The following is a 23528-nucleotide window of genomic DNA, read 5'->3' on the forward strand; positions in this document are numbered from 1 at the left end:
GTCAGGCAAGACTTTCGAAGCGATGGCCAAGGTGGGACAGCGCCGCCTCGGCAGCGGAAACGCCGCGATAGTGCGCTTCCTCGAACAGGGAGAGGCCGCTCATGTCGGAATGGGCGAACAGAACCGGCGGCCGCGCGGCGATGGCGCCTAGCCGGGCGGTATCGGTGAGGAAGCCCGGCATCGGGCGAATCATGGCATGGCCCCAGCGCCAGACGTCGATCCGCTCGATCGCGCCGTCCAGATCGGGGTTCATGGCCAGCAGATCGTCCCGCACCATGGCCTGCCATTCGCCCAAGCTTCGCGTCATCAGGATCTTGCGCGCCTCTGCCGGCTGCTCGCGCGAGAGGGGCAGATACCAGGTCAGCACGGTGGGACCGCCATCGCTCGCCTCGCTCTGGTGCGTGGCGACGACGTAGCCAAGCGCCTCGCTGGCGGTGGAGACATTGTCCCAGGCGAGGGAAACGCCCTTGCCTTCGGGATGCCGGCCGACGGTGACGTTGGCGACTACCCACGGCGCATACGTCATCGCGCCTTCGGCCGCGAAGCCGGGCGCGACGCGCGCGGCGACGAAGTGCGGCATCGCCATGATGACGGCCTTGGCACGGATGCGTCGGCTGCAGCGGGCGGTGTGATCGAACAGGTCCACCAGCGCGCCGTCGCCATCGCGCTCGACGCGAAACACGCTGTGCGCCGGGTGCAAATGCGGGCGAATGCGCTCGGCCATCAGCGTGACGAGACGGCCATTGCCTTCCGGCCAGGTCAGTTCGCGGTCGCCATCCCCGTTGGTGGCCCAGCCGCGCCGCCCGGCAAAATAGTGGATCCCTGCCCATGCCGAGACATGTTCGGGCTCACTGCCGTAATCGTCGCGGCAGCAATAGCGCAGATAGGCCCGCAGCACCGGCGAGGTGAAACGTTCGGCATCGAGCCACTGCGCAAAGTTCAGGCGATCGAGCGCACGGAACGAGGGATCGCTGCTCGATCCCGCCATGGGAATGGCGAAGGCCGGCCGGCCATCCGTTCCCACCGCCTTGCGATAGGTGTCCATCCGCCGGTCGAAAGCCAAGCGTTGTTCACGGTCGGCAGCCGACACACCGGCAGTGGGGAACAGTCCCTCCTGCCAGCGACCGCGCCACAGCAGGCGTTCCTCCAGATCGGCGCAGAGCTGGTAGGGATCGTAGACCGGCACGCCGTCCTGCTCGCCCGTCATCATGCCGAACTGGCGCAGCATGTGCCGCAGTGCACCCGCCTCGCGGTTAGGCACGGGCAGATAGTGCGCGCCCAGCGGATAGGCGCTGACCGGATTGCGACCCGATCGCGCGTTGCCGCCGATATGGTCCTCCAGTTCGAACAGCGCGAAGCGATCGAACCCGGCATCGGCCAGCCGCCACCCAGCCGCAAGGCCAGCCGCGCCGCCTCCGGCGATCACCACATCGACCTCTTCCACCGCCCCTTGCGGCGCGGGAAAGCGACGATCGCGCAGAAGATGGCCGCGCTGCCAGTCGGCCCCGCTCAATGCACCGGGCAGTTCGGCGCCGAACGCTTCCTCTCCGCAGCCGCCCAGCATGGCCGTACCGGCCGCCAGGGCTCCATTGGCCAGAACTTGCCGCCGGGTCGGCTCAGCCTTCATACTTGCCCCATTCCTCGGCAAAGCTGCGGACGAGGGCCTGGTTGTCGAGACGATTTACCGGCGTCGGCCGGCGGGCCATGTCGGGCGGAAAGTCGAACATCGCGCGTTCACTGGATGCGGTCAGAAAGCGCAGGCCCTTGGGCAGCGCCACCGCATCCGAAATCGGCCGGTGCGCCGCCAGCGTGAAGCCCCATTCGCCGAAGCTGGGCACATAGGCATGGTATCCGCGCGCGGTCAGGCCCGCCGCCTCCAGCGTGCTCGCCACCGTCCAGTAGGAGCGCGGCGCGATAAGCGGCGAAGTGCTCTGCACCGTCATCACCCCTTCCGGCGCCAGCAGGCGGGCGACTTCGTGGTAGAAACTCTCGGTATAGAGCTTGCCCAGCGAGAACTCGGTGGGATCGGGAAAGTCCACGATCACCGCGTCGTAAGGCCCCTGCGCCTGCCGCACCCAGCGGAACGCGTCGGCATTGTGCACGGTGATGCGCGGGGAGGAGAGCGAGTGCTTGTTCAGCGCGGCAAGCTGCGGCGTATCGCGGAACAGGTGCGTCATTTCCGGGTCGAGATCGACCAGCGTCACATGCTGCACGCGCCGATCGCGCAGCACTTCGCGGGCGGCAAGGCCGTCTCCGCCGCCCAGGATCAGCACTTGCGACGGGTGGGCTACGCGGCCCAGCACCGGCCAGACCAGCGCCTCGTGATAGCGATACTCGTCCCGCGTGGAGAATTGCAGGTTGCCGTTGAGGTAGAGCCGCAGATCCTCGTTACGGCGGGTGATGACGATGCGCTGATAGGGGGTGGAACGCGCGTGGATCACCGGCTCCGCATAGAAGGCCACTTCGGACCAGCGCTGCATTCGGTCCGCCATGGCAAGGCCGACCAGCAGGCTGGCGGTGACCACCAGCGCTGCCGCCATGTCAGCGCCGATCCGGCGCTGGCGGCGCAGCGCCACCAGCAGCGCCAGCGCCACGGCAACATTGGCCAGCCCGAAGACGAAGCCGGTGCGGATCATCCCCAACCATGGCACCAGCACCAGCGGGAACAGCAGTGAAGCGATCAGCGCACCGACGTAATCGTACGTCAGCACGTTGGAAACCAGCTCGCGGAAGGCGAAACGATGGCGCAAGATGCGGATCAGCAGCGGGATTTCCAGCCCCACCAGCACCCCGATCGCCAGCACCAGCGCATAGAGCGCCACGCGGAAATCTCCCACCAGCGGGAACAGTAGGAACAGCCCCGCTGCCGACCAGCCGCCCAGCGCGGCGATCATCACCTCCACCCGCACGAACACGCCGATCTCATCCCCCCGCACGTGGCGGGAGAGCCAGCTGCCCACGCCCATCGCGAAGAGGTAGGACCCGATCACTGTGGAGAACTGGGTAACGCTGTCGCCCAGCAGATAGCTCGCCAGCGTCCCCGCCAGCAGCTCGTAGATCAGCCCGCAGGTCGCAACGACCAGGACCGAAACCAGCAGGATGACCGCAAGCGAGGCCGGGCCCTTTTCGCCCCCCTCACCCACGGCAATGCCATCTTCAGCCATGGACGGCCGCGGCGATGATATTCGAAATGCCGATGGCCACCGCACCTGCCAGCAAGGCGACGGCCATGTTCTTGCGCTCGATGATCTCGCGCCAGAGTTCGCCGGGGGTCAGCTTGTCCACCAGCACGAAGCTGACGACGAACACGACGATCCCCAGCAGGGCATAGAGCAAGGTCGCAAGAAAGACGGAAAGCGTGAGCATTGGCAGGCTCCTCTTACGGTGATTGGCGATTACTTGTGGGTGGGGCCGCTGCCCCGCACGCCGAAGCTGCCGCCCCGGCCGGCCTCGCGTTGTTCGTCGGAATAGGGCGACCAGGCATAGAAGCTCGTCACCGCCACGCCGCCCACCAGCAGCAGGCAACAGATCACGTGGAAGTAGAGGCGCGGGGTCATCGGTTTCTCCAGCCGCGATAGATCGCAATGCCCGGCATCAGCATGACCAGCAGGCAGAGCGTCCAGAAGTTGCCGTCGGACATCGTGTTGGTCTTCACCGTCACTTCGACCGGCACCGGATCGGGCTTGTCATCCGCCCATCCGCCGGAAGGCGTCCCCCAGGCCGACGAAGTGCCGTCTGCCGGCACGTCGGTCGGCCAACGGTGCGCCCCGGTGTCGACAAAGACATCGTAGGTGCCTTTCGGGACATGCCCGAACTGGGTCGTGGTCGCGATGCTGCCCTCGCTCCACGGGCCGTCGCTGTCGCTGCCGCTGTAGTGCTCGACCAGGCCAGAGGCATCGATCGACTGCCCGGTGGCGCGGTCGACTAGGCTGTAGTCCAGGTCGACCCACTGGTTGTCCAGCGTATCGGCGCGGGCCATCACGTTGACGAACTGCCACGGGCGGGTCACCGTGATCGTGCCCACCCGCAACCCTTCGGCAGTGCGGCCGAACGGCGCATCGACGATGCTGGACATATGCGCCGATCCGCCGGCAAAGCCCACCATCAGGAGCAATCCCGCCAGGATCGTGAGCATCGAGACGCCCAGCAAGGCCGGAATGTCGCTGGCTTCGGATCGCGCTTCGGCTGCGAAAAGCGCATAGCCACGCGCCTGGCCGCTGGAGCGTTTGGGCGCCTCCGGCGGCTCCGGCGCAAAAATGCCGAAGGCGCTCTCCACATGACCGTCGGAAAGCGCAACAAGCTGCGTCCAGTTCACCTCCCCATCGGATTCCTCACGCGAAAGCGAGGAATCGCGGCATTCGTAGGACGTGCAAAGCGCGCGGTCCCCGCTCGCGACCCGCCAGTAGAATTCGCCGATCACGGTATCGGTGATGGCAAGGGCGGCTTCGTCCTCTTGCCGAAAACGCTGCCCCCGCCAGACGACGGAGCTGCCATTGTCTTCAGGCCGATCGAGCAGCATCGTGCCGAACTGCCAGTCACCCTCATACTCGACGAGCCAGCGATAGCCGACGTAGGGGTTGAACAGCAGGTATTCACGCCAACTGTCCCCCGCATCGCTGCGGGTCAGCGCGCCGATCACTTCCCATTCCGTCTCGAACAGGCGCCCACGGCTCCCCAGCGGCAGGGCAAAGTCGGCAGCAGCACGGTTGTGCCGCTCGATGATCTGCACTTCCGGGCGCGAGACGTCGAGGATCGAGCCGCAATACTGGCAGGCAAGGCTTACCGACCAACCCGCCGCGCGCACTTCCAGCGTGCCGCCGCAATTGGGGCAGGAGACCGCGCGTATGGCCTTTTTAGGCGCTTCTCGGGACTGGTTCACCGCATTTGCTCCGGCACCGTCCAGCCCTCTATCTCGCTAAGCGCGCGCGGCGACAGGTCGGCGAGTTCATGCCACGAACCCAGCCACGCGGTCGTCCCCTGCGCGTCGCGCTGGAGGGAGAGCGCCTGCCCGCCGAGTGCGCGGAAATCGACATTGGTCATCGCCCAACCCGCGCGCGGCGGGAACGGCAGGTCGCCCTCGCCCCCCAGGCATTCCGCCTGCTTCACATCGGTGACCGCGAATTCCACCCCGTCCACCAGCACGGTCTGGCCGGGAACCGGCTCGGTCCCCCCCGCAAAGCTGCGTGCCAGCGGGGATGTCATGACCTCCCCGCGCTCGGCGGTCAGCATGTACATGCCCATCGCCTCGCCCAGCCAGCGGACATCGCCGCCGGCGGAGGCCAGCAGCCACTCGTTCCACGATCCGCCGCTCCAGCCCCAGCGCACCCGGCCGGCGACCACGAAATCGATCCCGCCGACATGGAAACGCGTGCCGATCTGCACCGGCGACACGTCATCGGGGACCACGGCAACTTTGCCGATCTCGTCCACCGACTGTCCCTGCCGCAGGATCAGCGACTGGCAGTGGCTGCAGGTCGTATAAGGCGCGGAAAGGCCCCGCACAGGCAGGGCCGCGCCGCAGGACGGACAATTGATCACGCCGATGTTCCCCCCGAAGACCTTCGCGTCAGCGGATGCGCGAAAGCAGTTCGGCCTTCTTGGCGTCGAACTCCTGCTGGCTCAGCGCGCCGATGGTGACGAGCTTGTGCAGCTTCTCGATCGTGGCGATGGGGTCTTCCTCTGGAGAAGCGGGGGCAGCCGAAGCCGCCGCACCCAGCCCGGCGGACATCGCGCCGCCCAGTGCCGTTGCCGCCGCCACGCCCGCGCCGATCCCGGCCACGCCGCCGTCTGCACCGGCCGCCTGCTCGATCGCCTCGGCCGCCTGAAAGCGGGTGTACTGGCCAAGATCGCCCAGCACGCGCATCGACGATCCCTTGTCGAGATGGGCCTGCACTTCTTCCGGCAAGGAAACGCTCTCGACATAGAAGCTGAGGCATTCCAGCCCCCACTGCGCGAAAGCCTTGTCCACTTCCACCTTGATGCGATCCGACAGCGCCTGCTGGTTTGCCGCAAGGTCAAGGAAAGCGATGCCGCTTCCGCCCAGCGCGGTTGCGATCGCGGTCTGGATCGCGGCGCGCAGTTGCGGCTCCAGCGAGGCGGCCGACACACCTTGAAGCGTACCCACCACGCGCGAAACGAACGGCTCCAGTTCCGCCACCCGGAACGAATAGGACCCGAAAGCACGAATGCGCAGGGCACCGAATTCGGCATCGCGCACCGTCACCGGCTGCGCCGTGCCCCACTTCAACCCGTGCTGCTCCTTGCGCGAAAGGAACACCACGTCGGACTTGAAGGGCGATTTGAAGCCCTTGTCCCAGTTCATCAGGTTGGTCAGCACCGGCAGGTTCGCGGTGTTCAGCGTATGCAGCCCGGCCTCGAAGAAATCGGCCACGCAGCCTTCGTTTACGAAGGCCGCCACTTGCCCCTCGCGCACCGTCAACTGCGCACCGTTCTGGATTTCACGATCCTCGAACGGAACGCGCCAGGCCAGTTCGCCGGGCTGTTCCAGCCATTCGATCACGTCAACGAATTGCTTGCGCAGAAAACTGAACATGGAAAACCCCCGCACCAATGGCGACATTTCCTAACGGCTTTCACGTCGGCTGAAAAGCGCCGCCATTATCCGTCTCAACCACTTTCATCGGCTGGCGCAGAAGCCTGTTCTGCCGCCAATCGGCAAGAATTCGCCATATTTCAGCCGCTTTATCCGCGCCGGCAATTTCGCGGACTTCCAAAGATACTCCCGGCGCCCGAAGAATGGAACAAGCAAGCCCATTCATCAAAGCCTGAAACGGGGCGCATGGGCGAACCAATCCGCCCTTGCCAAGCCCCCGTACTAAAGCATTCGGAACTTGCGATTATCCATGCATTGGAGAACATGGACCGGTTTCAGGAGGGAATGCGCGATCTCATGGTGGCAGAGGCGAAACAGGTCCGAACTCTCTTCGATCCAGCGGCGCTGGTGCCGGCGCTGATCGTTTTCCTCGCCCATGCCGCGCTCGGTGCACGGTACGACCTGTTTCGGGACGAACTCTACTTCATCGTCTGCGGGCAGCATCCCGCCTTCGGCTATGTCGACCAGCCACCTGCCGTGCCGCTGATGGCCGCCGCGCTGTACAAGCTGGGGCTTGGCGCCTGGGGTGTGCGGCTGCCTGCGGCCGTGGCTGCCGGGTTGCTGGTGTGGCTGGCGGTTCGCTTCGCGCGCCTGCTGGGAGGCAGCGGGCTTGCCGTTGCGCTTGCCGCACTCTCCTCCGCGATTGCGCCGATGCTGATGGGCCTTGTCGCCACGCTCAACACATCGTCCTTCGACCCGCTGGCATGGACCGCCATCGCCTACCTGATGACCAAAGCCCTGCGGGAGCGGGACGACCGCGCGCTGGTGCTTGCCGGCGTGATCGCGGGACTGGCGCTGGAAATCAAATACGCCATGGCATTCTGGATGGTCGGGCTGACTATCGGCCTGCTGCTGACGCCTGAGCGCCGGATAGTGCTGCGTCCGGCATTCTGGGTGGGCGTGGCGCTGGCTGCCGTGATCGCAGCCCCCTCCTTCGTGTGGCAACTGCTTCACGGGTTTCCTTTCCTTGAGCTGGGCGCAGCCGCCAAGGGGAAGAATGTGGACGTGCCGCTGCTTCCGTTCCTGGCCAACCAGGCCTTCGTGATGAACCCGCTGTTCGCCCCCTTGTGCATCGCCGGGCTTGTCGCGCCGTTCGTGGTTGGCCGGCTCAAGGACCTGCGCTTCGTGGCCATCGCGGCAGTGGTCGTGGTAATCATTGTCAGGCTGGGCCACGGCAAGGACTATTACCTCGCCCCGCTCTACCCCTCGCTCTTCGTGATCGGCGCGGTTGCGCTGGCTCCGCTTGCAAAGGGAGGGGCCGGCAAGGCCATCGCGGGCATTGGCATCGCGGCAGCGATCGTCATCTCTGCCCTCATCACGCCGTTGGCGCTGCCGGTTCTCTCGCCAGCGGCGCTCGCCGCCTACATGGGTCGGATCGGCATCGCCCCCCAACAGCAGGAGCGCAGCTTCAAGGGCACCGTCCTCCCTCAGGTTTTCGCGGACCAATTGGGCTGGCACGATTTCACCGCTCAGGTCGAGGCGGCGTGGAACCGTGTGCCCGCCGCTTTGCGTGCGGAGACGGGCATCAAGGTCGACAATTACGGCGAAGCGGCGGCGCTCGATATCTATGGCAAGCACCTGCCCCCTGCCCTCACCGGCCACAACCAGTATTTCCTCTGGGGCCTGCGCGGCCGGAACCCGCGCAATCTGGTCGTCGTCCAAGACGATCTGGATGGCCTTACGCCCTACTGCGAAACGGTAACCCTGCTCGGCAAGACCTGGTCGCAGTACGCGATGGCTTACGAGAACGGCAAGGTGATCGCCCTTTGCGAAGGGGTGAAGCCGCCACTGATCCAGCTCTGGCCAGAGCTGAAGAACTTCAGCTAAACTCCCCTCCATAACGCGGACGGCAATGGGTTCGCGGAGCGCGGGGGAGTGTGATGGCGGAACAGGAACGAACGAAAGTCCACTTCCGGATCAAGACGCCCCCACTCTCCGACGGGTCGACATGGACGCTTGCCGCAACCGTGCACCTGCCGCCGGAGGACCGACGCCGGCAGATTTCGCCGGTTCTCGTCTGCCTGCCCGGCGGCGGCTACAATCGGCATTATTTCGATCTGGACGCACCGGGCTACAGCGAAGCGGAGCATCATACGTCACGCGGCGTGATCGTCATTGCGATCGACCATCTGCGCGTGGGCGACAGCGACATACCCGAGCTTGAGATCGCCACGCTGGAGCGAACGGCCGAAGCGAACCATGCGCTTTTGCAGATATTGCTGGAGCGCCTGAGAAACGGGGAGTTGATGAAGGACGTCGCCCCGCTGTCCCTCGGCCCCGTGATCGGGGAAGGCCAGTCGATGGGCGGACACATCGCCCTTCTGATGCAGGCGCGCCATCACACGTTCGCTGCCGTGGCGATCCTGGGATCGAGCGTGGTCTGCACACGCCTGCCGGCAAGGGAGCGCACGGGGGAAGTCTGCCTGCTTGGCAAGAGCAACCCGGCAGAAGAATTGGCGCGCCTAAGGGACCTCGATTGGCGCTACGCCTTTCATTGGGACGACGTGCCGGAGCAATTCGCCGGCGCCGACATGGCGGCCAGACATGGTCAGGACACTCCGGCCTATTGGCTCAGCGCCACCACGCCGAACGCCAGCGAAGGGCTGTTGCCCGGCTTCCTTGCCCGCCACGTTGCGGGGATTACCGTCCCCGTCCTCATTGCGATGGGCGAGCGGGACGTATGCCAGGATCCGCTGCGGGAAATGGCGGCATTCATGTCCGTGCGGGACCTTGCCTTGTTCGTCGCGCCGAAGATGGGGCACATGCACAACTTTGCCGGCACCCGGGCAATGTTGTGGAACCGCCTGAGCGCCTTCATCGATCAGGTCAGGATGGTTTACAGGGCTGCCGACCACGACATGCCGAACAATGAGCCACGCTATGAATGACCCCATCCTCTACAGCTTTCGGCGATGCCCCTATGCGATGCGGGCAAGGCTGGCGCTGTCTGTCAGCAACACGCGTTGCGAACTGCGTGAGATCAAGCTTTCCGCCAAGCCGGAGGCCATGCTGCACGCCTCGCCCAAGGGCACGGTGCCGGTGCTGGTCACGCCCGATGGCGCAGTGATCGATCAAAGCCTGGACATCATGCACTGGGCCTTGGCGTCGAACGATCCGGAAAGCTGGCTGGATCGCCATGATGCCTCGCTGATTGCGGCCAATGACGGTCGGTTCAAGCACGATCTCGATCGCTACAAATATCCGGACCGTTATGACGTGGATGCTCTGGCGCATCGGACCGGCGGACTGGAATTCCTGCGCGAACTGGAAGACAGGCTGACCGAGGCGCCGTATCTCTGCGGTTCTTCGCGCGGTCTGACCGATGCCGCCCTCATCCCCTTCGTCCGGCAATTCGCGGCCGTCGATCCGGAATGGTTTGAGCGGCAGGAGCTTCCGCAAGTTCGCCGCTGGCTGGCCGACTATCTGGCATCGCCCCTGTTCGCGACCATCATGCTGCGCCTTCCCGTCTGGTCTCCTTCCGACGCGCCCGTGTTCTTCCCTCCACGAACGATTGCCCCGTCCGACAATTCCCTGGCCGCGACCGACGGCTGAGTTCGGGCATCGGGGCGGACCGGATGGCCCGTCGCCCGACGGAAAAGCGGAAATCCGAACGCCGGGCATGCACCAAAATCCATCGTCGGGAGTTGAGCGAACATGACACTCCCGCAATGGCTTTCGATCGCAACGCTGACCGGTATGATGGCCTTGTTCCTGTGGGGGCGGTTTCGCTACGACGTCACCGCCGTTATCGCGCTTCTGGCAGCGCTGGCGCTGGGGATCGTCAAGCCGGATGACGCGTTCAAGGGCTTTTCGGACGACATCGTCATCATCGTCGGGTCCGCGCTGGTCCTTTCGGCGGCGGTCCAACGCTCGGGCGTGATCGAGACGGCCACAAGCTTCGCGTCCCGGCACGTCAAGACCGTGCGCTCTCAATTGCTCGTGCTTACGGCATCGGTCGGCTTTGCCTCGGCCCTGGTCAAGAACGTCGGCGCGCTGGCCATGTTCATGCCGGCGGCCGTGCAGATGGCGAAGAAGAACGAGGCCAATCCATCGGTATTCCTGATGCCGATGTCGTTCGCTTCGCTGCTGGGCGGGCTGATGACGCTTGTCGGCACGTCGCCGAACATCATCGTCAGCCGCGTGCGGGAGGATATGACCGGCCAGCCCTTCGCCATGTTCGACTATCTGCCCACCGGCCTTGGCCTGCTGGCGGTCGGCCTGGTGTTCCTGCGCTTTGGCTACCGCCTGCTTCCACGCGATCGCCGGGCGGCGCCGAGCCTGGGAGAAGCGCTGAACGTCGCCGGATACGTGACGCAGGCAACGATCGTCGAAGACGCAGCGCCGATCGGCGAGACGATCGAGGAATTCCTTGCCCGGCACGAGGAGGACGAAGTCACCGTCACCCAAGTGCTGCGCGGCGACATGCAAGGCTCGCTGGAGCCCACCATGCACTTGCGCGAAGGCGACGTGCTGATCCTGAGCGGCGAACCCGATGCGCTGGAGCGAGTCATCGTAAGGGACCGGCTTGCGCATGCCGGCGAGGAAACCGGCGCGTCGGAAAGCACTCACGGCGCGGATATCGGCGTGATCGAGGCGGTCATTCCCAATGACTCGCCTCTTATCGGGCGCACGGCCGGGCGACTGCTGATGCGCGAAAGGCTGGGCGTGAACCTGCTGGCCATATCGCGCGCCGGCGAACATCTGACCAGCAAGCCCGGCCAGATCGTCCTGCGCGGCGGGGACGTTATCGTCCTGCAGGGGCCGCTGGAACTGCTGCCCCAACGGATCACGCAATTCGGGGCCCTGCCGCTGGCCGAGCGATCCATTCGCCTGGGCAGTTCGCGCGGAAGCTGGCTGCCGCTGGTCATTCTGGCGGCGGCAATGCTGTGCACCGCCATGGGCCTGCTGCCGGTCGCCGTCGCCTTCTTCGCCGCGGCCGGGCTGGTGGTCATTACCGGAGCGCTTCCGGTGGGCGAGGCTTACGAGGCGATCGAATGGCCGATCCTGATCATGCTGGGCGCGCTGATCCCGGTCAGCGCTTCGCTCCAGACGACCGGCGCCTCCGACGTGATCGCAACGCACCTTGCCCTATTGGCGAAGACGCTGCCCACGTGGGGCGCGGTCGCGCTGATCCTGCTGGTGGCGATGGCCGTCACGCCTTTCCTGAACAACGCGGCCACCGTGCTGGTGATGGCCCCCATCGCGGCCGTGTTTGCGCACGACCTTGGATACCGGCCGGAAGCCTTCCTGATCGCGACGGCCGTGGGCGCCGGCTGCGATTTCCTGACGCCGATCGGTCACCAATGCAACACGCTGGTATTCGGACCGGGCGGCTACAAGTTCGGCGATTATGCGCGACTGGGGGCCCCACTCTCGCTGCTGGTTATCCTGGTCGGGACGCCGCTAATCCTCTGGACATGGCCCCTCTGAGCACAGGCTCGCGGGGGCCATCTTCGACCGAAAATTTAACGGAACATTTCCAGCGGTATCGCATCGCCCATCGCCTTGTACCCCTGTGGGTTCGGATGGAGTCCGTCGCCCACATCATAGGCGGGGTTCAGCCGGTCAGGCCGGGCAGGATCGCGCATGACCTTGTCGAAATCGACAACGCCATCGAAGTTGCCCGGCCGCCGTATCCAGGCGTTGATCGCCTCCCGGTCCGCCTCGTTCGCGGCATCGGGGTGATAGTAGCCCGATCCCTTGAACGGCAGCAGGGTCCCCCCATAGACCTTGATACCATGCGCCCGCGCGCGTTCGACGATCTGGGCGTAAGCGCCAGTGATCTGATCGACCATGGCAGCGTGCTCCGCCGCGCTCACGGGATTGAGACGCGTGAGGCTGCCGATGTCGTTGATCCCTTCCAGTACGATCAGGTGCGTGACGCCCGGCGCGGCCAGCACGTCACGGTCGAAGCGGGCCATCGCGTTCGGGCCGAGCCCGTCGAGCAACATCCTGTTGCCCCCGATGCCTTGATTGATGACCGCCCGCTTGCCGCCCAGCCGGCGTGCAAGCACGTCCGTCCAGCGGTCGTTGCCGTTCGTGGTGGTGCCATGTCCGTCGGTGATGGAGTCTCCAAGGGCCACCACCGCACCGCCATTGCATGCGCGCGCTTCGATGCCCGAAAGCAGGTACCAATGTTCGACCGGCTTGGCCGTGGGAAGGTCCGCATCCACAACGTGGTTACCGCCAAGCCAGAAGGACGTCGCCCGGGAGCCCGGATGAGAAGTCTGGCGCTGGGGCACCGCCTGAACATGAATGGTGACGGCAAGATCCTCGAACGCACCGATCGGAAGATCCAGGGGATCGGACAACCAGTCCGCGCCGGGCGGGATAGTCACCTGGGGCTTGCCGGAGAAGCTCAGGGAGCGGAGGGAGCCTGGGGCCACGGCCGCCTTGCCCGGCTGCACGGCGTGACCGATCGTGGCCGCATCGATCACCAGCGGAGTGGTGCCGAAAGCGTTGGAAAAGCGGACGCGAAGACCGCGCCCACCAATCGAAGGACGCACGATCTGCCGCAAGGTCACGTCGCGTGCCGCCTCGGCAGGCAATGCATTGTCGGCGCCCGGTTCCATTTGCGATGACCCCCAGGCTGCAATCCATGGGCAGGATGCGGCCAGCGATGGCGTCGCAAGGCCAGTTACGAGCAGTGCGGCAGTCACGGCAACAGCGCGTAAATTCGGCAGCATTTCAAGACCTCTCAAGAAAAGAGCCGGCACCCATGGAAGTGAGGTACCGGCTCAAGGCAGTCAGGGAGGAGGAGTTCCCTGAGAAGAAGGATTACGAAACGGCGATCAGAAGTTGGCGCGCAGGCCCAGCAGCACCTGACGGCCCGGATAGTAGACCGAATAAGCCGCGTTCGAGTACTGGAAGGTGGTGCGGATCGGCTCATTCGTGATGTTCAGCACATCGAGCGTCAGACGCACACCGTTATTGAGGAACGGCAGCTGATAGCCCGCCGAAAGGTCGAGCTGGCCGCGCGCATCCGACCGCAGCGCCGCGCCCGGGATGTTGTTCTGCGGTCCGTTCACCGCGATCGAAGCGTCGTTCCACACGTAGTTCAAGCTGAGCGATACGCCGTGATCCTCGTAGAAGCCCTGGAGGTTGTACGAGTAGGGCGAAACGCCGGTGGCGACGAGGCCGGACGACGAAGACTGCTTGAGATAAGTGCCGTTGGCCGAGAAGCCGAGGCCGTGAACGAAGAAGTCGAGCGGCTGAACCCAGGTAACTTCGATACCCTTGATGCGCAGGTCCGACAGGTTGATCGGACGGTTCACCGTGATCGGCAGATCGTTGATCGCGACGCCGGTAGCGGCCGAACGGTTGCGCAGAGCGTCCTGCTGGGTGGACAGCAGCCCATCGAACGGAATGTTCAGCGAACCGAAGCTGGCCGAAGTCACCTGCGTTTCGGTGAAGCCCTGGATGTTCTTCAGGAATGCCGAGACGCCGATGTAACCGATGCCGCCGGTGTAGAATTCACCGCCGATATCATAGTTGTCCGAAGTGTAGGGCGTCAGGTCCGGATTGCCTGCACTGGCGACCAGGGCCGACGGATCGGAGAAGGTGATGCCCGGCAGGATCTGGCTGGCGTCCGGACGCGTCATGGTGCGCGACGCAGAAGCGCGCAGCTTGACGTTGTCCATCACGTCGTAAGTCAGGTTGATCGACGGCAGGAAGTTTTCGTAGTTCGAGCGCGAGGTGATGTCGATGATGCTGTTGCCGACCTGGCTCGGGCCAGTGACGACCTGCTCGGTGCGGGCGTAACGCATACCGGCGTTCATGTGCAGTTCGCGGCCGAAGATTTCGGTAACGCCGTTCAGTTCGAAGTATGCGCCCCAGACGGTCTCGTCCATGTCACCCGTGGCACCGCCGGTAACGGCACCGCGCGTTTCCGGCGCGTTGTCGCGGTAGCTGGCGTAGTCGGTCGCCTCCCTCAGCGCAGCGAAGTCCGGAACGACGAAGGCGTTATAACCAACGCTGCCGCTGGCAAGATGGCCGAAGTTGTTGACGGGGAACTGCTTCAGATACTGCGCGATGGCGGAAGTCGGAACCGAACCGGTGGCGCCGGTGCAACCGGTGCCGCAGACCGAAAGCTGGTATGCCGGGCTGTTGTCATAGGCGCGGATCGAACGCTCTGCACGATCGTAAGCGGCACCGAACTTCACATTGAAGTTGCTGTCACCAATCGTGGTGTCGAGGTGGGCGCCCTTCGTGTCCGTGCTGCGGCGAACCAGCGCCACGTTCTGGCGATACCACTGCCAGCCCAGGTTCGGATCGTTCAGGTCCACGTTGGACGTGATGAGCGGCTGGTTGGAAGCGCCGGTGTTGTCATAGTAGACGTCCACGCCGGAATTCGGCGCCGTCTGGAACGCCCAGGTAGGCTGTTCGCGGAAGAACGAGCTCTTCGACCAGTTGGCGCTGGCCTCTACCTTGACGGTCGAGGACGGAGCCCAGGTCACGCTGGGATTGATGTTCCAGAACTTGGTGGTCTGCTTGAACTGGCTTGCTTCCAGGAAGAACGACGAGTTCGCGAAAGTACCGCTGGTGACAACGCCGTTGTCGTCCACGGTAAGATCGATCGGGATCATGCCGCCCGTCGCCTGCGCGCCGGTGCCCGGGCCCGAGTTGCGGACCTGCCAGTTCATGTTGACCTTGTCGTAGTCACGCTTGGACTTGGCCCACATGCCGTCGAGAGCGAAGTGCAGTTCGTCACTGGGGCGCCATTCGAGCGACGCGACAGCGGAGATGCGCGAACGCGTGCCTGTGGTCAGGCTGTTGCGGCCGAGACGCGGCAGCAGCGCGGTGCTGAGCTGATCGCGCGTCAGTCCCGAAGTCGCCACCACATCCACCGGCTGGCCAGCGACCAGCCCGTGACCGGCATTGGCCGGCACGACCGATGCCCAGTTCCAGTTGTTGTTACCGGCATCGGTGCAGCCGGTGCCGCAAGGCAGGTTGCCGTCGCCCCAGCCAACGGTTTCAAAGCCGTCGACACGGGTCTTGTTCTTCACGCCGGCAACGCCGACCAGAATTCCGAAGGTATCGGTCGTGTGGCTGGCGACAAGCGCCCCGCGCGGACCGACGTTGCCATTGCTGTCGTTGTACTGGCCCTGCGCCACGACGGTCACGTGGGTGCCCGGCTTGTCGAACGGACGTGCGTTGTGGAGGTTGACCGTGCCGGCGATGCCGCCTTCCAGGGTCGAAGGCGTCGGGCTCTTGGCCAGATCGAGACGGGTGAAGAGTTCGGAAGGGAAGAAGTCCAGATCGACTTCGCGGTTGGCGCTGCCACCGTTGGTGCCGCCGTCCGAAGCCACCTGAAGCTGCGAACCGTTGAGCAGAACGCGCGTAAAGCTGGGGCCGAGACCGCGAATGGCGACTTGCGTACCTTCACCGTTGATATCGCGGTTAAGGCGCACGCCCGGCATGCGATTCAGCGTTTCGGCAAGGTTGGTGGCGGGCAGCTTGCCGATGTCTTCAGCAAAGATGGAATCGCCGAAAGCGACTGCATCGCGCTTGGCATTCGTGGCGCTCTGAAGCGATGCGCGAATGCCGGTAACGATGATGTCTTCCGTGGTCGGCTCCGAAGACGCGTCTTGCGGTGCGCTGGCACCGGCTGCCGCATCTCGAGCGAATGCAGCGGGCGCCATCAGGCCCTGGAACGCGGCCGCGCTCAGAAGAACGGCACGAACGGACATACGGGTAGTACGCATTGGATAACCCCTCCCATGTAATCACGTCTGCATCCTCGCAGATCGTGGCGCGCCTTAAACTAATAGCGCTATCATTTGATGATTTTGATATGCCTCGCTGGCGAGGCCGTCAACCGAAATGTTAGCGGTATCTAATTGTAGCCGTACAACTTGACCCGCTGGATCTGCCACTTGCCGCTTTCCAGCCGGATGTGGCGGCCCTGGTGCGTCTGATCGCCGTTGAGCAAACGGCCCGGCACCCACTTTCCGCTCGAATCGAATTCACCCTCGAAAGCCGAATCGATCCCGGCCAGCGCGGCACCTTCAGACCGCGGCTTGAAGGTCACGGTAATGCCCTGCCCGGCGATCAGGTATTCCTCCGGCCCGATCTGGATGATCATGCCGCCGGCCGCCGCAATCGCGGCGGTCGTGCCCGGCTGCGAAGCATCGGCACCGGGGTTCGCCACCGGTTTCTGGATATCGGCATAGGCAATAGTGAAGCGATAAGGGCCGACGTCACGCGTTTCCGGTTCATAGACCAGCGTTTCGTCATAAAGCTGGCGCGGCTTGAAACCCGCCATGCGATCGGTGCCCTGCGCATCGAGGATGTAGGGCTTCAACTGCCGCAGCACGCCATAGGCGTCCTTGAGCGCGCCCGGGTCCTGATCGACCGAGTCGATCGAGAACGGCCCGAACCCGATCGCGTCGAGCTGCCCGATCGCATAGAAGGCATTCGCCGGCGCGGTCGGATTGTTGGAGTTGTGCGCTTCCGGAATGAACAGCACGTTGTCCGGCCGCTTGTAGCGGTTCACGATATCCACGAAGTTCGGGAAATAGATGTCCGGCGCCAGCAGATCGAGATGGGGCCCGCCAGCCTTCCACACGTCAAGCAGGTGCGGCAGCGGACCGCCGCTCGGATACTCGCCGGGGATACGGCCCGGACGATTGAGCGCGACGTTGACGTACATCGGGATCGGATAGGCCGCCTTCCCTGCCGCCGCGAGCTGGTCCGCGAAACGGGCGTAGTGCCAGGCCGTGAACACTTCGGCCGAAGCATCGCCGCCGCCGAACAGCTCTTCCCAGGTGCCACTGGTGCGCGCGCCGCGATCCAGCCACATCTGGCGCATGCCCGGGACGAGCGCGTCCTTGTGGGACACGAGGTAACTCACCAGTTCGGCGGGAACCGGCTCGCGATAGGCGGCATTGGCGGCGGCGCTGTAGTCGCGCGCAACCGGCAGCATGCCGATCTCGTTCTCCACCTGCACCATGACGACGGTGTTGTCCTTGGAATCCACCGCTTTCAGATGCGCCATCAGCGCGGCGTAGGCGCGCTCGTCGGCCTTCAGCGTCTCGCCGCCGAAGGTCGAAAGGATTTCCACGCTCTGCCCATTGGGCAATGCCGCACGCGGGAAGCGCTGCTGGTCGCGCTTTACCCAGACTGGGACATAGGTGGACATGGAGTTCTTCCACGCGCCGAACCACAGGATCACCAGCTTCAGATCGTTCGCCCGCGCCGCCTTGATCTGGGAATCGACCGAAGACCAGTCGAACGTGCCTTCGGTCGGTTCGATCAGTTCCCACGATACCGGCGTCAACACGGTATTGAGGTTCATTTCCCTCAGTCGCTTCCAGTGCGGCTCCATGTAGGTTGCACTGGAAGAGGCAGAATTGCTGAGTTCGCCCGCGATCATCAGCATGGGCTTGCCGTTGACAACAAGCTGCTTGGTATCGCCCTTCGTTTCGAGGCGCGGCGCATCGGCCAGCACGGGCGCGGAAAGGCCCAGGCCCAAGCTGGCAGTGAGCGCGGATACGGCCAGCAGGGCAGCGCGGAAAGTCATGCGGTCTCTCCAGAGAATTCAGCGACAGCGGCGCGCGCGCCGGATGTTTCGAGATGGGCCAGGTGCGTGGCGATGGCGGACAGCACGTCCTCGTCCGGCACGAAGCCGAGCACGCCGAGCGCTGCCGCGACGCGTTCGCGGGGATTTCCTGCCGATGCCAGCGCGGCGGCCAGAGCCGCGGCGGCGGGATCGTCGATGGCGAACGCCTCGCCCGCGTCGGTCTTGCCCGCCTGCCAGCGTACCCATGCCGCAACGCCGAGCGTGATGGCGGCAAATGAACCGCCCTGCTCGCGCACGGCGCTCAGCGGTGCCAGCAGGCGCTGCGGCAGCTTCTGCGAACCGTCCATGGCGATCTGCCGGGTGCGGTGCTGGAGCGCGCTGTTGGCAAAGCGCGCCATCAGTTCCTTGCGATAGGCCACCACGTCGAGCCCCGCGGGCGGGTCGAGCGTGGGCACGACTTCATCCCATAGCCGCTCGACGAACAGCAGGCCCTGCGCGGTGCCGACGAATTCGTGCACGAACTGGTCGCCCGCCAGACCGCCGAGATAGGCGATGGCTGAGTGTGCGCCGTTCAGCAGGCGCAGCTTGGCTTCCTCCCACGGGGCGACAGCGTCCGTAAGCTGCACGCCGAAGGCCGCGAAGTCCGGGCGCTCGCCTGCAAAGGCGTCTTCGATCACCCATTGCAGGAAGGGTTCGGCCTTGACCATGGCCCGATCTTCGACACCGATCAGGGCGGCGAGACCGGCAATGTCCTCCTCCGTCGTCGCGGGCACGATGCGGTCGACCATGGTGGCGGGGAAGGTGCAGGTCTCGGCGATCCATGCGGCCAGCGCGGGATCGTGCGCCTCGGCCATAGCAAACACCGCGCCCTTCAGCAGCGCGCCGTTGTGAGGGAGGTTGTCGCAGGAGAGGATCGAGAGCGGGGCCTGCCCCTGCGCGCGCCGACGGCCGAGCGCCGCGACAAGGAAGCCCGCCGCCGTTCGCGGACGTTCCAGCCCGGCGAGATCGGCGGCAACGTCCGCGTCTTGGGCCATGAGCTTGCCGGTCTTGCGGTCGAGGCAATAGCCCTTCTCGGTCACCGTCAGCGTGACGAGGTGCGTATCCGGCGATGCCAGCGCGGCGACCACCGCCTCCGGGTCCTCCGGCGCAACCAGCACGCGCTGCACCGCGCCCATGATTTGCGGGGTCTGCTCGTCGCCTTCACGCACGAGCAAGGTATAGAGCCCGTCCTGCGGGTCCATCTGGTCCCGCACCGAGGCGGAACGCAGCGAGACGCCGATCACGCCCCAGCGCAGATCGCCCGAAGCGAGCGCCGCCTCGAACACGGCGGCCTGATGCGCGCGGTGGAAGGCGCCGATGCCGAGGTGGACGACGCCCGGCGAGACCGCCGCGCGGTCATAGGCGGGGCGGGCGACCGAGGCGGGAAGCGTACCGAGAGTTGCGTTCGAAAGCCTCACAGCTTGTACGCCGCTTTGACGAGATCATAGGCCAGCGCGCGCGCCACTTCGTGCGCCTCGTCTTCCGGCAGGCGGTGTTCGGCCACGAGCTGGGCGAGCCAGGCGCAATCCATCCGCCGCGCCACGTCGTGACGTGCCGGGATCGAGAGAAACGCGCGGGTGTCGTCGTTGAAGCCCACGGTGTTGTAGAAGCCGCCGGTTTCGGTCGCGCGCTCGCGGAAGCGACGCATGCCTTCCGGGGAATCGTGGAACCACCACGGCGGGCCGAGGCGCAGCGAGGGGTAGTGCCCGGCGAGCGGGGCCAGCTCGCGCGAATAGACGTCCTCGTCCAGCGTGAAGAGGATCAGCGTCAGGCGCGGGTCGTTGCCATAACGGTCGAGCAGCGGCTTCAGCGCCTGCACGAATTCGCCCGGCAGCGGAATGTCACCGCCCTTGTCGCGGCCGAAGCGGTCCAGCACGGCCTTGTTGTGGCTGCGGTGGACGGCCGGGTGGAGCTGCATGACCATGCCGTCTTCCACGCTCATCCCGGCCATTTCGGTCAGGAGCTGGGCGCGGAACAGTTCGGCGTCTTCCTTGTTCGCACTGGAAAGCACGCGCTGGTAGAGCGCCTCGCACTCTTCCGGCGAAAGGTCGGCGGTCAGCGAGCTGGGGTGGCCGTGGTCGGTCGAAGTAGCCCCCGCCTCGCGGAAGCGCGCGCGGTGGAAGCGGTGCGCGGCTAGATAGCCCGCGTAACTGGAGACGTCCTCGCCCGCCATCTCGCCGAACTTCGCGACCTTTTCGGCGAAGCCCGGCGTTTCGGGATCGACGACCGGATCGGGGCGATAGGCGGTGACGACGCGGCCGTTCCAGCCGCTTGTCCGGATCGCGCGGTGGTGGGCGAGCGGGTCCAGCGGGCCTTCGGTGGTGGCGATCAGCTCGATATTGAACCGCTCGAACAACGCGCGCGGGCGGAACGCCTCGGTCTTGAGCGCGGCGTCGATCACCTCGTAATAGTGCTCCGCCGTCGTCTCATCCAGCAGCACGTCGAGGCCGAAGACTTCGGCAAAGACCCAGTCCAGCCACATGCGCGAAGGGGTGCCCCGGAACAGGTGGTAGTGCTTCGCGAAAATCGCCCAGATCTTGCGCGGGTCCTGCTCCACCGGGCTGCCGTCCACGCTCGGCACGCCCAGCGATTCCAGCGCCACGCCCTGCGAATAGAGCATGCGGAACACGTAGTGGTCCGGCACGATCAGCAGCGAGGCGGGATCGGTGAAAGCCTCGTCATAGGCGAACCACGCCGGATCGGTGTGGCCGTGCGGGCTGACGATCGGCAAGTCCTTCACGCCCTCGTAAAGCGCGCGGGCAATGGCGCGGGTGCCGGGATCGGCCGGGAACAGGCGGTCGGGATGGAGTACGAGAGGACGAGTCATGCTGTAGCTTTCTCACCGTCGGGATCGGCGATCTGGTAGCGGGGAAGGATCAGGTGGATGACGGCCAGCGCCACGAGATAGGCGCAGGAGGCGACCACGAAGATCGGCTGGTAGCTGCCCACGGTTTCGAGGATGGCCCCGGCGAACTTGGCCATCAGCATACCGCCGAGTGCACCGGATAGGCCGCCCAGGCCGACGACCGAGCCGGTCATCCAGCGGGGCATCGTATCGCCGGGAAGCGCGTAGAGATTGGCGGAAAAGCCCTGGTGTCCGGCGCAGGCAAGGCCGACCAGCGCCACCGCCACCCACAGGCTGGGTGCGTGGGGCGCCATGGCGATCGGCACGGCGCAGAGCGCAGCCAGGAACATCGCCGTCTTGCGCGACCGGTTGACGCTCCAGCCCCGGCCGATGAAGCGGGACGAGGCCCAGCCGCCGAGCACGGAGCCGATGTCGGCCAGGATATAGACCGCGATCAGCGGCGGCCCGAAGTCCTGCATCTTCACGCCGAACTGCTTGTTGAAGAAGTCCGGCAGCCAGAACAGGAACGTCCACCAGACCGGATCGATCAGGAAACGGCCCAGCATGTAGGCCCAGGTCTGGCGAAAGCCGAACAGCGCGCGCCACTTTACCGGGCGGACGGGCTCAACCGGATCAGCCTCGATCCACGCCAGTTCCTCGGCCGAAAGGGCCTTCTTGTCGCGCGGGCGGCGGTAGAAGGCGAGCCATGCCACCAGCCACACCACCGTCAGCAGACCGGTGAGGATGAAGGCCCAACGCCAGCCCAGCGTCAGCGCGATCACCGGCACCACCAGCGGCGTCAGGATCGCGCCGACGTTGGAACCGGCATTGAAGATGCCGATGGCGAAAGCGCGCTCGCGCTTGGGGAACCACTCGTTGGTGGCGGCGATGGCGGCGGGGAAAGTGCCCGCCTCGCCGATGGCCAGCGGAATGCGGGCGATCAGCATGCCGCTGGTGGAAGTGAACAGCGCATGCGCCATGTGGCCGACCGTCCAGAGCGCCACGGCAAGGGCATAACCCGCCCGCGCGCCGATCCGGTCGATCAGGCGACCGAAGACCACGTAGGCAATGCCATAGCCCGCCTGGAACCAGATCGCGAGGTCGGCATAGCCGCTCTCGCTCCAGCCGTAACGCGCCTGAAGCTCGGGCTTGAGCGTGGGCAGGACCAGCCTGTCGACATAGCTCAGCACCACCGCCGCGAAGAGCAGCGCACAGACGATCCAGCGGACCCGGCCCGCAGGTTTCTGCGGGCCGGTCGCCGTGTCCGGGATAGGCGTCACGCCGTTCACCGTGGTCACCAGTTGTACATCGTGCCGTCTTCGAGGCGGTTCACCGGAAGGAAGGCGCGGGTATATTCGTAGCCTGCCGCCAGTTCCTCATCGATGTCCACGCCCAGGCCCGGCGCCTCGCCCGGGTGCATCATGCCGTTCTCGAAGGTGTAGGCATGGGGGAAGACTGCATCGGTCTCCGGCGTGTGGCGCATGTATTCCTGCACGCCGAAGTTCGGCACCGACAAGTCGAAATGCAGCGCGGCGGCCATGCAGACCGGCGAGAGGTCGGTGGCGCCGTGGCAGCCGGTGCGGATCTGATAGAGATCGGCCAGCGCCGCGATCCGGCGAAGATGCGTGATGCCGCCCGCATGGACCACGGTGGCGCGGATGTAGTCGATCAGCTGGTTCTGGATCAGGTCCTTGCAGTCCCAAATCGAATTGAAGATCTCGCCTACGGCCAGCGGCGCGGTGGTGTGCTGGCGGATCAGGCGGAACGCTTCCTGGTTTTCGGCCGGGGTCGCGTCTTCCAGCCAGAACGGGCGGTAGGGTTCCAGATCCTTGCCGAGACGGCCTGCCTCGATCGGGGTCAGGCGGTGGTGGATGTCATGCAGCAGGTGCACGTCCCAGCCCAGCGCCTCGCGCGCGGCCTTGAACAGTTCGGGCACCACGCGCAGATACTTCGCGGTGTTCCAGACGTTCTCGGTCGGCAGGTCGGCGTCGGCGGGCTCGTAGAAGTACTTGTCCTTCGAGACGCCGTAGGTCGAGGCCATGCCCGGCACGCCGCACTGGAGGCGGATCGCCTTGTAGCCCTGCTTCTGGTACTCCAGCGCCACCTCGATCGTGTCTTCGATGCTGGTGCCGTTGGCGTGGCCATAGACCATCACGCCCTCGCGGCTGGCACCGCCGAGCAACTGATAGACCGGCAGGCCCGCGATCTTGCCCTTGATGTCCCACAGCGCCATGTCGACGGCGGCGATGGCCGTCATCGTCACCGGGCCGCGACGCCAGTAGGCGCCCTTGTAGAGATACTGCCACACGTCCTCGATGCGGTGCGCGTCGCGGCCGATCAGGCAGGGGATCACGTGGTCGGTCAGGTAGCTGGCGACCGAAAGCTCGCGGCCGTTGAGCGTGGCGTCACCGACGCCGGTGGTGCCGTCGTCACAAGTGATCTTGAGCGTGACGAAGTTGCGCCCCGGGCAGGTGATGATGACCTTGGCGTCGACAATCTTGGGCATTGGG

The 23528-nt window shown here is 65.3% G+C and carries 19 protein-coding genes; 4 read left to right on the forward strand and 15 right to left on the reverse strand.

What is annotated here, in order from left to right; genetic code table 11:
- Nucleotide 1: 1 nt before the first annotated feature.
- From WBP07_RS23965 to WBP07_RS24000, 8 genes are read right to left on the reverse strand one after another with little or no spacing between them, the layout of a single operon-like run.
- Nucleotides 2-1627, reverse strand: a complete 1626-nt coding sequence (locus tag WBP07_RS23965) for an FAD-dependent oxidoreductase (protein WP_395397589.1) — start codon at nt 1625-1627, stop codon at nt 2-4.
- Nucleotides 1617-3164 carry a polyamine aminopropyltransferase gene (locus WBP07_RS23970; RefSeq protein WP_395397590.1) on the reverse strand — a complete coding sequence of 516 codons (1548 nt, stop codon included), beginning with the start codon at nt 3162-3164 and terminating at the stop codon, nt 1617-1619. Before WBP07_RS23970 ends, WBP07_RS23965 begins: the two co-directional genes overlap by 11 nt.
- Nucleotides 3157-3366, reverse strand: a complete 210-nt coding sequence (locus tag WBP07_RS23975; protein WP_395397591.1) for a DUF350 domain-containing protein — start codon at nt 3364-3366, stop codon at nt 3157-3159. The genes WBP07_RS23970 and WBP07_RS23975 overlap by 8 nt, the downstream gene beginning before the upstream one ends.
- A gap of 29 nt (nt 3367-3395) precedes the next feature.
- Nucleotides 3396-3557 carry a hypothetical protein gene (locus WBP07_RS23980; protein WP_395397592.1) on the reverse strand — a complete coding sequence of 54 codons (162 nt, stop codon included), beginning with the start codon at nt 3555-3557 and terminating at the stop codon, nt 3396-3398.
- Nucleotides 3554-4879, reverse strand: coding sequence for a DUF4178 domain-containing protein (locus tag WBP07_RS23985; protein WP_395397593.1), 1326 nt, complete (start codon nt 4877-4879; stop codon nt 3554-3556). Before WBP07_RS23985 ends, WBP07_RS23980 begins: the two co-directional genes overlap by 4 nt.
- Entirely contained in the window at nt 4876-5538 is a 663-nt protein-coding gene (locus WBP07_RS23990; protein WP_395397594.1) for a DUF4178 domain-containing protein, read from the reverse strand. Before WBP07_RS23990 ends, WBP07_RS23985 begins: the two co-directional genes overlap by 4 nt.
- Before the next feature lie 28 nt (nt 5539-5566).
- A complete protein-coding gene (locus tag WBP07_RS23995) occupies nt 5567-6553 on the reverse strand; it encodes an SPFH domain-containing protein (protein WP_395397595.1) in 987 nt (328 codons plus the stop codon).
- Between the two features lie 40 nt (nt 6554-6593).
- The gene (locus WBP07_RS24000) at nt 6594-6734 is read right to left on the reverse strand and encodes a hypothetical protein (protein WP_395397596.1); all 141 of its coding nucleotides are present in this window, start codon (nt 6732-6734) and stop codon (nt 6594-6596) included.
- Between the two features lie 143 nt (nt 6735-6877).
- Between WBP07_RS24000 and WBP07_RS24005 the strand changes: the two genes are divergently transcribed.
- From WBP07_RS24005 to WBP07_RS24020, 4 genes are all read left to right on the forward strand, one after another.
- Nucleotides 6878-8440, forward strand: a complete 1563-nt coding sequence (locus WBP07_RS24005; RefSeq protein ID WP_395397597.1) for a glycosyltransferase family 39 protein — start codon at nt 6878-6880, stop codon at nt 8438-8440.
- Between the two features lie 53 nt (nt 8441-8493).
- Nucleotides 8494-9501, forward strand: a complete 1008-nt coding sequence (locus tag WBP07_RS24010) for an alpha/beta hydrolase (protein ID WP_395397598.1) — start codon at nt 8494-8496, stop codon at nt 9499-9501.
- Nucleotides 9494-10165: a glutathione S-transferase gene (locus WBP07_RS24015; RefSeq protein WP_395397599.1), complete on the forward strand. Its 672-nt coding sequence runs from the start codon at nt 9494-9496 to the stop codon at nt 10163-10165. Before WBP07_RS24010 ends, WBP07_RS24015 begins: the two co-directional genes overlap by 8 nt.
- Nucleotides 10166-10267: 102 nt before the next feature.
- Nucleotides 10268-12043 carry an SLC13 family permease gene (locus WBP07_RS24020; protein WP_395397600.1) on the forward strand — a complete coding sequence of 592 codons (1776 nt, stop codon included), beginning with the start codon at nt 10268-10270 and terminating at the stop codon, nt 12041-12043.
- Nucleotides 12044-12078: 35 nt separating this feature from the next.
- Here WBP07_RS24020 and WBP07_RS24025 read toward each other — a convergent pair whose 3' ends face one another.
- From WBP07_RS24025 to manD, 7 genes are all read right to left on the reverse strand, one after another.
- Nucleotides 12079-13299 carry an SGNH/GDSL hydrolase family protein gene (locus WBP07_RS24025; RefSeq protein ID WP_395397601.1) on the reverse strand — a complete coding sequence of 407 codons (1221 nt, stop codon included), beginning with the start codon at nt 13297-13299 and terminating at the stop codon, nt 12079-12081.
- A 105-nt stretch (nt 13300-13404) separates the two neighbouring features.
- Complete coding sequence (locus tag WBP07_RS24030) at nt 13405-16317, reverse strand: TonB-dependent receptor (protein WP_395397602.1); 2913 nt, start codon at nt 16315-16317, stop codon at nt 13405-13407.
- Between the two features lie 131 nt (nt 16318-16448).
- Nucleotides 16449-18134 (reverse strand): DUF5597 domain-containing protein, encoded by a 1686-nt coding sequence (locus tag WBP07_RS24035; protein WP_395397603.1) that lies wholly within the window; start codon nt 18132-18134, stop codon nt 16449-16451.
- Nucleotides 18131-19591, reverse strand: coding sequence for a mannitol dehydrogenase family protein (locus tag WBP07_RS24040; RefSeq protein WP_395397604.1), 1461 nt, complete (start codon nt 19589-19591; stop codon nt 18131-18133). Before WBP07_RS24040 ends, WBP07_RS24035 begins: the two co-directional genes overlap by 4 nt.
- On the reverse strand, nt 19588-21000 hold the full coding sequence (uxaC, locus tag WBP07_RS24045; RefSeq protein WP_395397605.1) for a glucuronate isomerase: 1413 nt from the start codon (nt 20998-21000) through the stop codon (nt 19588-19590). The genes WBP07_RS24040 and uxaC overlap by 4 nt, the downstream gene beginning before the upstream one ends.
- Entirely contained in the window at nt 20997-22319 is a 1323-nt protein-coding gene (locus WBP07_RS24050; protein ID WP_395398234.1) for an MFS transporter, read from the reverse strand. The genes uxaC and WBP07_RS24050 overlap by 4 nt, the downstream gene beginning before the upstream one ends.
- On the reverse strand, nt 22313-23524 hold the full coding sequence (gene manD, locus WBP07_RS24055; protein ID WP_395397606.1) for a D-mannonate dehydratase ManD: 1212 nt from the start codon (nt 23522-23524) through the stop codon (nt 22313-22315). Before manD ends, WBP07_RS24050 begins: the two co-directional genes overlap by 7 nt.
- Between the last annotated feature and the right edge of the window lie 4 nt (nt 23525-23528).

Source organism: Novosphingobium oxfordense (genome assembly GCF_044029435.1).
Lineage (GTDB): Bacteria > Pseudomonadota > Alphaproteobacteria > Sphingomonadales > Sphingomonadaceae > Novosphingobium.